At 42.5% G+C, this 15,523-nt stretch carries 12 protein-coding genes; 5 read left to right on the forward strand and 7 right to left on the reverse strand.

Features of this window, described 5'->3' with window-relative positions:
* The first annotated feature begins 1 nt into the window (after window position 1).
* Together tamL and BLR32_RS05980 are read left to right on the forward strand one after the other, a co-directional pair.
* The gene (gene tamL, locus BLR32_RS05975; RefSeq protein ID WP_176842178.1) at window positions 2-2,305 is read left to right on the forward strand and encodes a translocation and assembly module lipoprotein TamL; all 2,304 of its coding nucleotides are present in this window, start codon (window positions 2-4) and stop codon (window positions 2,303-2,305) included.
* Between the two features lie 48 nt (window positions 2,306-2,353).
* Complete coding sequence (locus BLR32_RS05980) at window positions 2,354-2,731, forward strand: septal ring lytic transglycosylase RlpA family protein (protein WP_089829501.1); 378 nt, start codon at window positions 2,354-2,356, stop codon at window positions 2,729-2,731.
* Window positions 2,732-2,802: 71 nt separating this feature from the next.
* On the opposite strand, the gene BLR32_RS05985 is transcribed toward BLR32_RS05980, so the two are convergent.
* Both BLR32_RS05985 and BLR32_RS05990 read right to left on the reverse strand, forming a co-directional pair.
* The gene (locus tag BLR32_RS05985; protein ID WP_089829503.1) at window positions 2,803-3,354 is read right to left on the reverse strand and encodes a type 1 glutamine amidotransferase domain-containing protein; all 552 of its coding nucleotides are present in this window, start codon (window positions 3,352-3,354) and stop codon (window positions 2,803-2,805) included.
* A 561-nt stretch (window positions 3,355-3,915) separates the two neighbouring features.
* Complete coding sequence (locus BLR32_RS05990) at window positions 3,916-4,914, reverse strand: hypothetical protein (protein WP_089829505.1); 999 nt, start codon at window positions 4,912-4,914, stop codon at window positions 3,916-3,918.
* Window positions 4,915-5,156: 242 nt separating this feature from the next.
* Here BLR32_RS05990 and corA point away from each other — a divergent pair, with 242 nt between their 5' ends.
* Window positions 5,157-6,272, forward strand: a complete 1,116-nt coding sequence (corA, locus tag BLR32_RS05995; protein ID WP_089829508.1) for a magnesium/cobalt transporter CorA — start codon at window positions 5,157-5,159, stop codon at window positions 6,270-6,272.
* Here the strand turns inward: corA and BLR32_RS06000 are convergent, their stop codons facing one another.
* Both BLR32_RS06000 and BLR32_RS06005 read right to left on the reverse strand, forming a co-directional pair.
* Window positions 6,273-6,776 carry a DUF2480 family protein gene (locus BLR32_RS06000; protein ID WP_089829509.1) on the reverse strand — a complete coding sequence of 168 codons (504 nt, stop codon included), beginning with the start codon at window positions 6,774-6,776 and terminating at the stop codon, window positions 6,273-6,275. It abuts the gene before it with no gap.
* A gap of 173 nt (window positions 6,777-6,949) precedes the next feature.
* Window positions 6,950-9,058 carry a peptidylprolyl isomerase gene (locus BLR32_RS06005; protein WP_089829511.1) on the reverse strand — a complete coding sequence of 703 codons (2,109 nt, stop codon included), beginning with the start codon at window positions 9,056-9,058 and terminating at the stop codon, window positions 6,950-6,952.
* Between the two features lie 766 nt (window positions 9,059-9,824).
* Here BLR32_RS06005 and nadA point away from each other — a divergent pair.
* The gene (gene nadA / locus BLR32_RS06010; RefSeq protein WP_236385158.1) at window positions 9,825-10,832 is read left to right on the forward strand and encodes a quinolinate synthase NadA; all 1,008 of its coding nucleotides are present in this window, start codon (window positions 9,825-9,827) and stop codon (window positions 10,830-10,832) included.
* Window positions 10,833-11,542: 710 nt separating this feature from the next.
* Here the strand turns inward: nadA and BLR32_RS06015 are convergent.
* From BLR32_RS06015 to BLR32_RS06025, 3 genes are all read right to left on the reverse strand, one after another.
* A complete protein-coding gene (locus BLR32_RS06015) occupies window positions 11,543-12,259 on the reverse strand; it encodes an SDR family oxidoreductase (RefSeq protein WP_089829968.1) in 717 nt (238 codons plus the stop codon).
* 67 nt (window positions 12,260-12,326) lie between these two features.
* Window positions 12,327-13,286, reverse strand: coding sequence for a helix-turn-helix domain-containing protein (locus BLR32_RS06020; protein ID WP_089829515.1), 960 nt, complete (start codon window positions 13,284-13,286; stop codon window positions 12,327-12,329).
* A 64-nt stretch (window positions 13,287-13,350) separates the two neighbouring features.
* Window positions 13,351-13,590 (reverse strand): FeoA family protein, encoded by a 240-nt coding sequence (locus BLR32_RS06025; protein WP_089829516.1) that lies wholly within the window; start codon window positions 13,588-13,590, stop codon window positions 13,351-13,353.
* A 202-nt stretch (window positions 13,591-13,792) separates the two neighbouring features.
* Here BLR32_RS06025 and ybeY point away from each other — a divergent pair, with 202 nt between their 5' ends.
* Window positions 13,793-14,224 (forward strand): rRNA maturation RNase YbeY, encoded by a 432-nt coding sequence (gene ybeY, locus BLR32_RS06030; RefSeq protein WP_089829519.1) that lies wholly within the window; start codon window positions 13,793-13,795, stop codon window positions 14,222-14,224.
* The last annotated feature ends 1,299 nt before the right edge of the window (window positions 14,225-15,523 follow it).

Below are 15,523 nucleotides of genomic sequence, written 5' to 3' on the forward strand. Positions count from 1 at the left end.
GATGAGCAGAATAAACAGGCATATATCCTTCATTGTTACTGCAGTGCTCTTCGCCCTGTGCATGGGTGCCTGCAGTACCACCAAAACAGTTCCTGAAAACGACCGGTTATATACGGGCACTAAAGTGAAATGGGAGGGAAAGAAACCCAGGGACTACGGTACCCTCTCTGCCGGACTGGAAAGCCGGACAAGGCCGAAGCCTAACCGGAAGTTCGCTGGTATGCCCATCAGGCTTTGGTTATATAATCTGGGTAAGGAGCCCAAAGGCAAGGGATTGAATTACCTGTTAAGGCGTAAGTGGGGAGAACCTCCGGTCCTGCTGAGCAGTGCTAAACCAGATTATACGGCAAATGTGTTGGAGCAGTACCTCGTTGACAATGGATACTTTCAGGCAGATGTGATATCGGAGACCAAATATCAGGGAAAGAAGAAAGCATCTATCACTTACACCGCTACCCCCAATAACAGGTACCGCATTAAAAGCGTTACCTATGAAACTGACAGCAGTGACCTTGGTAAAGCAATTGCAGCCGCACAAAAAGGCAGTTCGCTCAAGCTCAGACGTCCATTCCGCTTAGACAGCGTAGTGGCAGAACGCAACCGCGTACATAACATTTTAAAGGAACAAGGTTATTATTACTTCACGGCAGACCATCTGCTTGTGGAAGTAGACAGCACCAACAATGGCATGGTTGACCTTTATCTCAGGATGAAAGAAGAAACACCATTGGCGGCACGCAAGCAATACAGGATGAAGAATGTTACCCTTTATCCGAATTACTCACTGGACAATGACTCCCTCTCCCGAAGAGGTAAAGCCGATACATTTCAGCATATCAGGATTGTCGATTCTACGCACAAATTCAAGCCCAGTGTACTGGCACGCTCAGTATTCCTGAAGCCGGACAGTTTATACAAATTGAGTGATCATAATACCACCCTGCACCGGCTGACCGATCTGGGTACTTTTAAATTTGTGAAAGGACAATTCCGGCCGGCAAGGGGAGACAGTTCGAGATTAAATGCCAGTTTTTTCCTGACGCCCTATCCCCGGAGGAGCTTATCTGCTGAATTAAGAGGCACTTCCAAATCCAACAACTTTGTCGGTTCTGAAATAAGGATCACTTCCCGCAACCGTAACTGGCTGCATGCGGCGAACCTCTTTGAAATCACTTTATCAGGTGGTATGGAATGGCAGGTAGGAGGAACTCAGACGGCTAATAATACCACGCTGAAAGGAGGCAACTCCTACAACTTAAAGGCGGAAGCTGCTGTTACCATTCCAAAGTTCTGGTTACCGATATTCAATTTCAATGTAAAAACACCATATGTACCACGTACACGTATCAGCTTAAGCTATGAACTGTACAGCCGTAGCCAGTTATACAACTTAAACGCCTATTCTTTCCAGCTCCAGTATATCTGGCGGCAGACGCAATACCTGGAACACAAATGGTCGCCCATTGCCATTACATACGTGCTGCCTACAAGTACCACTCCTGGTTATGACAGCATTCTGAAGTTTGATCCCAGCCAGCGGGCAGCTATCGAAAAGCAGTTCATCCTGGGCGGCAACTACAGTGTTACCTACAATAACCAGTCTAACAACAGGGAACATAGTTTCTATCTGAATGGGGATCTGGATTATTCCGGTAATGTTGCGGGATTGGTGATCCCTAAAAAGGACACAGCAAGGACACTGTTTGGGGCTCCGTTCGCACAGTATATACGACTGACAGGAGATATAAGACACTATTGGAAACTTACGCGCAAGCTGACGTGGGTAAACCGTATATATGCCGGTTTCGGTATTCCTTACGGCAACTCGACAACGCTCCCCTTTATAAAACAATATTTTATAGGTGGTAGCAGTAGCCTTCGCGGATTTCGTGCCAGAACACTGGGCCCGGGAAGATATAAAGACACTACCAGCCGCTTCCTCGCAAATGAAGCCGGCGATATCAAACTGGAATTTAACTCCGAAATGCGTGCACGTCTTACGGGTATCTTTAATGCAGCGGTATTCCTGGATGCGGGGAATATCTGGCTGAAGCAGGATGTACCTTCCAAGCCAGGCAGTAAATTCAAAACCAGTACTTTTGGAAGCCAGATAGCTGTGGATGCGGGCGTGGGTTTACGTATAGATGCTTCCATCATCGTAGTAAGACTTGATCTGGCATTTCCTTTACGCAAGCCCTGGCTACCTTCCGATGAAAGATGGGTAATAAAAGATATTAACTTTGGCGATCCGGATTGGCGTAGGGAGAACCTCATATTAAATATAGCGATTGGATATCCTTTCTGATTTTTTTACCTTGGGCAGGCGAAACCCAGCCCTATAAAAAACAGACCTATGATAACAACGAATTATACACGCCTATTTGTCATTCTGCTATGTAGTTTGCTTTGCTTTTCATCCTGCAGCAGAAAGATCACCGAAAATGGAAAAGCATCTTACTATGCCGACAAGTTTGAGGGCCGTAAAACCGCCAGTGGTGAAACTTTTCACCAGAATGGATTAACGGCTGCACACCGTACATTGCCATTTGGTACCAAAGTAAAAGTGATAAACATTTCTAATGGTAAGTCCGTAACCGTGCGGGTCAACGACCGTGGTCCTTTTTCACAGGGAAGAGTGATCGATCTTTCCAGGAAAGCAGCCAAACGTATCGGCATGTTGAGCACTGGAGTGGCAGTAGTAGAGATAAAGTATAAAAAGAAGAAAAAATAACCAGATTATCATGATAAAGAGAAAGGCGTCCTGCTAAGCGGGACGCCTTTCTCTTTATAAACTATCTGCCGTCAGGCATGTATACCTTCACCTATTTCTTCCACCATTTTTCTGCAGAAAGCCGGCAGATCATTAGGATTACGGCTTGTCACCAATCCGTTATCAACCACTACTTCCTTATCAATCCAATTGGCGCCTGCATTGGTCAGGTCTGTTTTCAAAGAAGGATAGGAGGTAACCGTCCTTCCCTTTAGTTCCCCTGTTTCTATCAATGTCCATGGACCATGACAGATGGCCGCAATTGGTTTACTATCATCAAAGAAACCGGATACGAAGTTTACTGCCTCCTGGCTTTCCCGCAGGTGGTCTGGGTTCATTACTCCGCCAGGTAGTACCAATGCATCATAATCTTTGGCATTGGCCTCCCCAACTACTTTATCCACAGGATATGTCTTGCCCCAGTCTTTTTCGGCCCATGCCTTTACCTCTCCCTCATGCAATGATATCACATCTACATTGGCGCCAGCGTTCTGTAAGGCCTCTAATGGTTTTGTAAATTCAACCTCTTCAAAACCATCAGCCACCAATATGGCCACTTTTTTATTACTGAGTTTGTTTTCCATAATTTTTACATTTTATGGTTTTTGAGTATTTAAGTTGCGTAGGATCCCTAACTATCTGCAACAAAAACAATTCCTAACACCCAAACATCGTCTCATGGCCATGATATAGAACATCTTTCCTTGATATTCAATTTATCTTTTGTGCATTTTTTTACTCATAGTTAGACTGACAATACTCATTTATCTCACATTTATATGGTATTTAGGCTATTTTTTTTGGAATTATTCTGGTTGTATCGTTATTTGCACCGCAATCAGTTTTACCATATTCTCATGAGAAAACACCATTTGCTATAAGAGTCTGAGAATGCATGTTTTTAATCCGAGGTCTGCTGAAATAGCAATAAGTGATAGTTGAGAGAAAGCTGAATAATTGTTATATATCCAATCTCTATTAATTCCCTTTTTTGTACAGTAATTTTTGCCCCGTCACGTTTGCGGAGTGGAATTTGCATGACTTAAGTTGACCTTCAACATTATTTAAATATAGTCTTCCATATCCTAGTCTTAAATAGCCAATCTGCTGCCGGTGATACTCTTCGCCGGCAGTCCTTCTTTTATCTACTCCCCGGCTACTGCATTTAATGCTCCATTCTGTTGTAACAATGTGTATATATAACTGGCCCTGAATTGCTGACCATTGATGTTGTACAATGGATCGTGGCTACCTGCGGAATCTGCCTGTGCATCAGCAGAAACATATAGAGGATGTACTGCATTTCTGGCGAAAACATTGGATGCTGCCGGATCCAGGATATATTGTTCATTATCATAGGGAATGCTCAATGCCTCCCTGGACAGTTTAAGATTCACGGAAAGGTGGTTTATATATTCTGAGATGAAGACCTGTCTGTCAAAACTTGCCGGCTGCCCCTGTTCCAACTGTTTGTGGGCAGCACTCAATAAGTTGGCCGTATACTGCACCAGTTCAGGATTATAAAAATTGACGCGGTCTGCATATAAATTCCAGACACTTGTTACTCCCTCCAGCGCAGCTGCCGCTTCTTTCAGACTCTGACCTGATGCGGGAGAATCGAATCCGCTGAGAGACAGCGCCATGATCCTAACAAGCTCCAGTCTCATTGCATCAAATAATTGGGCGTCTGTTGGCAGTGGTTTAGACTCCACCTGGGACAGGCTATTCACTGCAGTTACCAGCTTACGTGCTACTATATAAGCGGCCTGTGTATCAGCTGTTTGCAGGGATGGATACAATAAACGCTCAAGCGTCTGAAACGCTTGTTTGTTACCACTTGTCGTGTCATCACCTCTGCCGTTAATAAGTTGTACTGTATATGGACTGAAGTATTCAGCGAAAACCTCAATGTTTTTATAAGCAAGTCTTGATTCACTGAATGCCTGCTGCACAGATTCAGGAGACTGATGGGTAGCCAGTGCAGTGCACAATTTATCTACTTTCATCCTGAGTCTTCCTACAGCCGGCTCATACCAGCTAAGTACATTTTTCTCAGCAGCTATTTTATTGCGGGTGGATTCGTAAATGCTATAGCCGCAAATGACCAGGAGAATGACAGCTATTCCAAAAATTAATACGCGCATAGATTTAAAAATCACCAGTTATTAAAAAGCATTTCTAATTTTACCTATGTAAACTGATGGCAGCATAATAATGCATTGTGTAACCGCATGAGTTGGCGGGCAAGCGGATCGATTGTCCCTGAAGACAATTATTATGTGAACAGTTGTAGGTGGTTATTAGTACAAGATAGTAACCGGTTGTTAATTCCTCGTTACGCCAATTTTAAGTTAATTTTAAAATCGTCAGCATAAATCAGTCTACGATGGTTAAGCCGAATCGCATATTGCCCATTCACGATGTATTGGAAACACTGAATCCTTTCAAGGCCAGGAAGCAACGGTTGATGAATTATAATCCGGTGACAGGGCCGCTTACGCGAAAGCAGACGGTATGTGAAAAAATCAGCATCTTCAGCTATCGTAATGGCCATTGTGAAGAAGAGACGGTAATGGGGGGCGATGTGGAAGCCATTTTCAAACACATTGATACTCAAAATACTGTATGGATCAATGTGGATGGGATCAACAAAGAGACGGTACACGATATCTGTATGCGCCTGGACATTCATATTCTGCTGGAAGATGACATTATGAGTGTTGGGCAACGTGCAAAAATGGATGAGATAGGAGAGCACCTGTTCTGTTTGTTGCCCATGATGTACTTCAATCTAAATACCTGCACCATTGAACAGGAGCAGGTGAGTATAGTGTTGGGAAAAAATTTCGTTATTTCTTTCCAGGAAGATGCAGAAAGGGATGTATTCAACCACATCAGAGATAAAATAAGGATCAATAATTCCAGGATCCGTTCTGCGGGCGCTGACTATCTCTGCTATTCCCTGCTTGACGTTATTGTGGACAGTTACTACAGTATCATTGAAAAGTTAGGAGAACGCATAGAATTAATGGAGGATGCTGTGCAGCATCAGGCGAACACACGTGCACAGGCCCGGATAAATTTGTTAAGAAAAGAACTCCTGCTGTTCAAAAGGGCTATAGCCCCGGTAAGGGAGTTGATTAATGGATTTCTCAAGAGTGATAGCGATCTGCTGGAAGAGCGGACTACGAAATACTTTAAGGATGTACATGACCATATCATCCAGGCAAATGACCTGGCTGAAAACTACCGCGATGTGATATTAACGGTGCAGGATCTGTATCATACTCAGCTCAATCTCAAGATGAATGAGATCATGAAGGTACTTGCGGTAGTAACTACCCTGATGGCGCCGCTGACATTCATAGCCGGTATCTATGGGATGAACTTCGACAATATGCCGGAGTTGCATACAAAGAATGGTTACTATTTTACCATGCTATTCATGTTGATCATGCTCATTGCAATGGTCATCTTCTTTAAAAAGAAGAAATGGTTCTGATCATTTCTTTTTATAGATAGGTACCGTAGAGCAGGGTTCTCCATACATGAGGCTTTTCACTACAGGCGTGAGCAGACGGGTGATTTCGACATAGGCAGCTTCTCCGGCTCCCTGATCGCCACAACCTTTGATAACCACACGTTTATCAAGGTATTCGTTCACATCAATAGATGCCAGGTTCTTCATAAACTGCACCTGGTGCACATGCTTTTTGTTACCAAAAGCAGCAAAATGAGCTACTGGTGACAGGTAAGTCATTACCAGCATATATGCCCAGAATGGTATAACAGCATCTGCAGTGCAGACGATGGCTACATTTTTATTACGGTATTGTTCCCAATCGAGTGACTGAAGTGCGGCCCTGAAATCTTTTTCCTTGAGAATCAGCTCCATAAAGAGGTACTGCTTCAGATCAAATTCAACTATTTCTTCTTTCGGATAATAATCTTCCAGATCCAGGGTGATCAACCCACTCTGTGCTACCTTATTTACAATCTCTTCCATAAGCCCTACTTTTTACTATTGCAAAGGTACTAAAAGTATCTATGGGATTACCGGGCAGGGTGTTGTAGCAGAGGTAACGAATAAGGGTGCCGGAGAATAAAATGGGGTAAAACAGAAGCGCCAGGGGATCCTCCCTGGCGCTTCATTATCAGTTATTTGAAGAGTCTTATTCCTTAAAAGAATTTGCTACGGTTATCTTCTACCTTGCTCAGTTTCTTCAGTACTGAGAACAGTTGCTGGTCTAATGCAGAAAGCAGGCTTTGTTCATAAATACGGCTTACGCTTTTTGGATCCTGAGGCTGGCCGGAAGGCTGGAAAGCATTCACTTTCAATACATATACACCTGCGTTACCTTCTATTGGAGCAGATACTTTTGCAGTACCCCAGCTCTTATTGAATGCAGCACCTACTACGCGTGGTTCAAAACCGAGGCTTGCAACAAACGGAGTTCCGAAAGAAATATTATCAGCTGTTTGCACCGGCTGGTTAGTTGCCTGCTGTGCGGCTTCCAGGGAAACTGGAGCTTTCAACTTCTCGATGATCTGTTCAGCTTTCTTATTCTTTCTCACTTCAGCTTCTACGGAAGGTCTTACATCTTCCAGCGCAGCAACACCTTCTTCACGAACCGCTGTCAGTACAGCTACTACATAATTATTATCAAAGGTAAATACGTTGCTCACGTCACCTTTTTTAGCATCGTATGCCCAACGAACCAGCTCACGTGCCTGACCAATACCAGGGATCGTGTGATCCATTGGACGGAGGTTATCAGCGATACGTTTGTTGAGACCACCCTGCTGGATAGTTTTTTCAAATGTTTTCCAGTCGCGGTTCTTAGCAGCAAATTCATTTGCATCAGCGTATGCTTTACTATCTGTTTCGCGGCTTGGAGATACTGGTTTAGCGAGGTAAGCGATTTTCACTGCCTGGCCTATATTCTTCTGATCAAGAATTTCGATCAGGTGATAACCTGCCAGTGTTTTTACAACACCGATAGTTCCTTTACTTTTTTCCAGTGCGAAATCTTTGAATTCTTTCAGGAAGTCAGTGGAAGGAGTTACATCATATTCACCACCGGTTGGTTTGCTTCTTACGTCATCGGTATATTGTTCAACCAGGGCTTTGAAATCAGCACCACCTCTTACAGCTCTTTCGATACTATCGATACGGGCTTTAGCGATTGAATCAGGTAAACCGCCACCTTGCTGGTTTTGAGTAGCTATTAATATATGACGAACTTTAACGCTGTCAGGTAATAACTTACGATCGATCATTTTTGCGAAAACGATCAGATTATTATCATAATATGGTCCGAACACAGCACCATTTGGTAAACTTACCAGGGTGTCTTTCTGAGGTACCATCAGTGCACTCTTTGCAACATAGCTATCATAGAAAGGCAGGTCGGAGTTGCGGTTGATGAAAGCGGCAACATCAGCATTGCTGATAGTGTCCAGTTCCTGCTTAGCTTCGAACAGCACTTTCAGTGCAGCAGCTGTATCGGCTGCAGAAGGCACTACATTAAAAGATATATAATCTACTTTGCGGGATTCTTCTGTTTTGAACAGTTCTTTATGACTATTAATATAACTATTCAGTTCGCCGTCGCTTAATTTAATAGTGGAGTCAGCGATAGTGGCGTAAGGAACTGACACATAAGAAATAGATGCCAGCTGTCCATTATCCTGGATCTGCTTCTCAGCTAACCATTTTGGATAATACACCGCTTGTTTGATCAGGGAAAGATATTTCTGAGAAATCCTTGACTGAGCAATATAATCTTCCAGCTGTAACAGACCAGCACGCATCTGACCGGATTTATCCTGATTGATGCTGGCGAGTACCTGTTGCATACGGGCACGATCAAATTGTCCTGTCTTCTCGTCAGTAAACTGTTGGGTAACAATCGGGCTTGGATTTTTACCAGTGAACTGATCTTTGATCTCTTCGTCAGTTACGGCCAGACCCAGTTTATTATACTGAGCTTCCATGATCTGTTTGCTCAGGAACTGATTCCAGGCAGATTCACGTGCCTGTTCGGTAATCTGATCATTCATCACATTTTGTCCCTGACGCATCCGGTCTTCAGCAGTTTTAATCATCTGCTGATAATCGGAGAATTCGAGTTCTTCACCATTTACTTTTCCTACAACAGTGGAACGACGAATAAGAGAGTTTTTGCCGAAAAAGGCATCTTGTAGCAGGAAGCTGACAATAGCCAGGCAGATCACTACTACGATCACCACGGCATATTTATCCCTGATCTTCTGAATAACTGACATATATTATATAGTCTAAATTTTTTAAGGAAAGCAAAAATAGAATAAAATAACTGTAACTACAAAACAGATTTTATTGCCTCAAACCCAATACAGGAAAGGATTTCGGCCAATTTAGCGGGAAATAGATTTTAGTGTTCATTCACAGGTTATCCACATTTGTCATGATTTTTGTACCAGGTTGTGTATTACACCCAGGGATTTTTCAATACGGCTATGGGCCATTATTTCCGAATTTTTGCCTTCTTTAAAACATGGGGCTGTTTATTCACATTTCACAGGAGGCAATTTCTTCATTCACATCTAAATGTGTACAAAGAACAATGTAAAGCTAAAAAAGCAATCTTAACCTGATATAACTTTTTAGTTGTAGTTTATCCACATTGATTGTTAAAAAGACGGCAGAATTTGTCCAATATCTTGGTAAAAACCTCACTTCGGATACCTGAAAACTAAATTTGTTATTTCCTGAGGAAAAGGTTCCGGTCTGTAAAAGTGTTTTTTGGGGATTGTCGGGCAGGTCTATTAACATGTTTTCAATAGGTTCACAACAGAAAAAATATTCACCGTAAACGATATCCACGGGTGTGGATGAAAGTAGGGTTTTCCAATACTATGGCCGATCTTCATTGTTAATTTCCTGTGGATAGCCAACACAAAAAGAATAACAACTACATTTGTACATCATGGTCAAAATTAGTTCTCACATATTCACAGCCCTAATAGTAGTGGGTTTTTCTTTTTTAAATAATAAACTATATATATAATTATGATGAGGGAGCTGGAAATTGCAAAAAGCGAACTGCAAAAAAAAGGGTACCTGGATTTGCCGGTCGATGTACGCCTGGATCTCTTTGCAGAAATCGAACGGTTAAAGAAGGAAAAGAACGCGATCGTCCTGGCACACTATTACCAGGAACCCGACATCCAGGATGTGGCCGACTACATCGGCGACAGTTTGGGCTTAAGTCAGCAGGCCGCAAAAACTGATGCAGACATTATTGTTTTCGCCGGCGTACATTTTATGGCGGAGACAGCTAAAATTCTGAGTCCGCAGAAAAAAGTTTTACTGCCCGACCTGAAAGCAGGATGTTCACTGGCGGATAGCGCACCTCCGGAGTTATTCAGAAAATTCAAAGAAAAGCATCCTGACCACCTTGTTATTTCATACATAAACTGCTCTGCAGGGATCAAAGCGCTCAGCGATATCATCTGCACGTCGTCTAATGCCGAAAAGATCATCGAAAGCGTTCCCAAGGATCAGCCGATCATTTTTGCCCCCGACAGGAATTTAGGGGCTTATTTAGCCAAAAAAACGGGTAGGGACATGTTACTGTGGAACGGTGCCTGCATGGTTCACGAGATCTTCTCCCTGGAAAAGATCACAAAATTGAAGATCCGTCACCCGAAGGCTAAGGTGATAGCGCATCCGGAATGTGAAGCAGCAGTACTTGAGATCGCTGATTATATAGGATCGACTACCGGACTGTTGAAGTTTTCTCAGAAAGACGACGCACAGGAATATATTGTCGTGACCGAAACCGGCATTCTCCACCAGATGCAAAAGGAAAATCCGGGCAAAACTTTCATTCCGGCGCCACCAAATAACGCATGCGCATGTAATGATTGTCCTCATATGAAGTTAAACACACTCGAAAAGTTATACCTGTGTATGGAATATGAGGAACCAGAGATCACAATGAACGAACAATTGAGGATTGCTGCAAAGAAGCCTATCGAAAGAATGTTAGAGATCAGCGCTCAATACGGATTATAGTTAATTAATTGATATTTAGTAAGTTATAAAGAAATAGATAGCTTATTTATTCCAAAAAGGCCCGGTTGATACGTCAACCGGGCTTTTTTTACGCTCCTGAATGCCTTATAGTTGCGATGAAAATCAGTACTCTGGGTATATGGTTAGATGATTTACGTATGAGGCGCTTCAATTTGAAGGGCTTATAGTTTCAATAGAAAATCTTTCCCTGTAGGTACCTACGGGAGAATTTGATTTTATGCAAAATATAAGGCCTTCGTTTTTGAATGGCTTATAGCAACGATGAAAATTTGAATCTGATGTATGGGGCAGTGTATTTAATTCTGAGCGCTTTAAAATGAAGAGCTTATGGTTGTGATGAATTGAAATTTCCCGTAGGTACCCACGAGAAATTGGCATGTATCAAAAACATAGCGCCTTCATTTTTGAAGGCTTTATAGCTGCGATGAAAATCTGTTTTCGAGGATATGGCCGGGGCTATCAAATTCTGGGCGCTTTAAATTGAAGGTCTTATGGTTGCAATAAGTGGATTTTTTCCGTAGGTACCCACAGGAAATGACGTTTTATTCAAAATATAAGGCCTTCAAAAATGAAGGCCTTATAAATGCGATGGAAACTAGTATCCTGGCTATTCTCCGGAGCGGAAAAATCTAAAGGGCTTCCCGAATTCAATGAATTATCCACACTTTAACTACAGAGATGAATCCGGACTAGGATAGTCCGCCGTTACAGAAAATCACACTCCCGTTGATATAAGTATTTCCTACAACTCCGACGATAGCGCCGGCAATTTCTTCAGCTGTGCCGACTCTTCCTACTGCTACCTGCGTTGAAAGTTGTTCAAAAGTTGCTTGTTTGTCTGTTTCGCTCAGGAAGTTCCACCAGGGAGTATCAATTACACCCGGAGAGATAGCATTGACGCGAATTGGTTTAAGATCTTTCGCTAAGATTGGAACCATTACCTCCAGCGCACCATTTATTGCAGCTAATCCTGCAGTACCAGGTATGCGGGCAGTTGTAGAAGAAGCCGTAAGGATTGTGATGCTTCCATTTTTCGCCAGAAAGGGTAGGGCTGCCTGGATTGTTTGCAGGTAAGGCCAGAATTTTTTCTCAAAGCCTTCCCGTAGGTCATCAATAGACAGTTCCTGGAATAATCCGCCGCCTTTTGCGCCGCTAAGGGTGATAATCAGGTGGTCGAAAGGTCCATTTGAAGAAAAGAAGCTTGCCAGCTCATTTTTTTCTATGCTATCCAGAGCTACGACCTTCAATTCGGGGTCGGATATACGAAGAGCATCTATTTTTTTCTGATCACGTCCTGTTACTACGACATCTCCGCCTAATTCGAGTAACATTTTTGCGGTAGCCAGTCCGATACCAGAAGTGCCACCGGCAACAACTACTTTTTGATTCTTAAAATGCTTTGTCATTGTCTGTTTGTTTAACAGTACAAAGTTCCAAAGCCGGCTGGCGGAAAAATTGTTCAAAGGATGCAGATCATTGACCAGATACTGCAAATCCGTTTTTATTTTCCTGTTGGCGGTACGCCAGAGGTGTTAGTCCGGTTGACTTTTTAAAGAAATGACTGAAAGCGGCCGGCTCACTGAAGTTCAGCTGATACCCAATCTCGGCGGCGGATAGGGAAGTGGATCTTAGTAGCACTTTCGCCTCCTGGGCTAACATCTCACTAATAGCGTCGGAAGCTGTGCGCGTGCTGACACTTTTTACGATTCTGTTCAGATGATTTGGAGTAACATGCAGCAGTTTCGCATAATCTGCAACTTGCCGGAGAGATAAAAAGTGTTCCCCAACCAGTCTATAGAACTGAGTAACCAGATGGGTGCTGCTCCCTGGATTTGTTGGAGGGGCTGACAGATTTTGTCTTTCATAACTCCGTTTTGCTGTCAGCAGCATCAAATAGAGGTACATTTTTATTGCAGTTTCTCTACCTGAACTTATATCCTGTAGCTCCTGGTTTATTTTTAAAAGGAGGGAGGTCAATTCTTCCACCTCCGATTGACTACAACCGAAGATCTGTTGTCCGGAGTAATTAAGGAAAGGAAACTCCTGACCCAATTTATTTTGTGGAACCAGATCCTGAATGAAACTTTCTTCAAACAGAACATAGTATCCGAATATATCCTGACTGGCATTTGACTTGGCATGTATTTGTCCGGGGATAGAAAAGTTAAGGGCGCAGGCACTGGCTTCAAAATGTTCCAGGCCGAGTTGCACATGAAGGGAGCCGCGGGTGAGTATACCAAACCTATAAAAGGCGGATTTTGCCGGACCATAATCCGGTATCATTCCTTCTGTGGAATAGATTTCAAAACCGGGAAGTCTTTTGTGTGTGGCCAGTTGGTGGTATCCGAATGGAGATGTTTGTGTACTGTCTCTATGAAGTGCAGCGTGTTGGGAGGAGAGCTGGTGGGTTGGAATGTTGTCAGGCAGTTTCATACTATCAAAAATACGAATGATCCATTATCTGTCAACAGTAGGATAGATCATTCGTATTTGGTTTTCAGAGTACTTCTTCTACCCATATAAAGTCAGCTTCTGTTTTGCGGAGGGATAGATTATAGCCGGCTACCATGATGGAGATTGGATCTCCGAGTGGAGCAATCTTCTCTACTTTTACGGTTTCACCGGGCACACAACCCATCTCCATCAACTTAATGTGCAGATCATCTTTTTCAAAAGACGTGATCACGGCACTTTTACCTATAGCAAGCGAAGACAATTTAATCACTCCTTTTTTCATTCGTTGTAATTTAATCTTTAATGCCTGGTGCTTTTTCTAAAACTTAGCAGGTGATAAATTGTATATCTTACTAAGGTCTCGATGTTTGATGGAGCAAAGGTACAGGCTGAGGTCCAATCGAACAAAGACAGAATAGGAGGAAACGGAAATTTCACTTTATTTTTACATTCTCAATTACTTATAAAAACATAGAACACTGGTTATGGCTATCAATTTTACCCCTCATGAGGTGAAGTTAAATCTAAAGAACAGGACGGGACTGAAGACTTTTATTAAGAATTTGTTTGCCAGGGAAGGACAGGGCCTGCGTAATCTGCAGTATGTTTTCTGTTCAGATGAGTATTTATTGCAAATTAACCAGCAGTTTTTGAACCATGATACCCTCACGGATATCGTGACTTTTGAGTTAGGAGAGGACCCGGAGGTTACTGAGGGGGAGATTTATATTAGTATAGAGAGGGTACAAGAGAATGCATTGAAGTTTAAAGTGACCGAGGAGCATGAATTGCATAGGGTGATCTTTCATGGCGCCTTGCATTTATGTGGATTTAAGGATAAGACGAAGGAGCAGGGTGCGTTAATGAGGGAGAAAGAGAATGAATATCTTGAGCTTTACTTTGGAAAGAATTCATAATGTTCCACGTGGAACATTTGTGAAAACCCCGGGGATGGATACATTCCGGGGTTTTGTTTTTGTGGATGTTCCTGGATTTCCGTTCTGGTTCCGGTCGTCATCCCGTTCCGGTTCCCGGGGTTATCACCCCGCGCTACAAACACTACCACTCCTAACGGAGTGGATCGAAGCGGATGATGAATAATGTTTCAAGCAAGTTTAACCCCAGTAATAAGCATGTAAGCTCTCATAGTAAGGCAGTTTATTTTGTATTGAGATGATTTGCGAAAGCTCTGGATAAATACATCCCATTTTTTTGTTTTACGGACACAATCACGATTCCCGTTCCCATTTCCATCCCAGGGAAGATATACCCCGGGCTACAAACACAACCACCTCTTGACAGGTAGATCGAAGCGGATAATGCACGATGTTTCAAACAATTTCAACTCCAATAATAATATGTAGGCTTTCATAGGGGAGTTTATTTTCTATCGAGAGGAGTGCTGGTGACCTGGGCTATTTATACCCGAAGTTAGATGCTCTCCATTTCCATTTCGCTGTCAGACCGGAGTCACCTTACTGTGTATTTCATAGTATTTGGATGAACCTGCTAATGGATCGGCTAGTACAATTTATGATTATTGCATCCATGTAGTCCTTAATAGAATGTGGCTTTACTATACTCTGAACTAGCTGTTATACCGGTAAGCTCTCTATCGTAATTCATATACAAACCATGGATTAGCCGTATATAACCCATATATAACCCATATCTCTATAAATATGGGTTATATATGGGTCATATATGGCTTATATATGGGTTATATATGGGTTATCTCACCAAATACACTATGGTAGCGCTCTTACAAGGAGTATATGAAAACCTTATTGCGTATCTGTTTGTAAAAGAAAAGCCTTTACAGTATATATAAATCTTATGTTTGTCTGAAAGCACCTTCTCTTAATATATTTATAAGCAGGGGCAATCAAGGGAAGGTATACCCTCTGAGACCTCTGATATAGGTAGAAAACAGATACCCTTTTAAAAAGAAGGTGCCTGGATTAAACTGAATGGATAAAATGATTCCCGAAAGAAGTAGGTGAGTAGTTCCGGATTGTATTATTTGGGATTGATTTGATTGCGCTATTTTTTATTTCAGTTGGATAATTACATTTTGTTCTATGTGCCCTACCTAACAATCCTAGTTTATAGTTCCAGAGTAGGGAGTCGATATGATTAGACGAGAAGCTTGGGTTCAACTCAATTTTCCATTTCGATCCGAGGAATAAACACCTTGTTAAACATTCTACAAGATG

Source organism: Chitinophaga filiformis, assembly GCF_900102545.1.
In the GTDB taxonomy this organism is placed as follows: domain Bacteria; phylum Bacteroidota; class Bacteroidia; order Chitinophagales; family Chitinophagaceae; genus Chitinophaga; species Chitinophaga filiformis.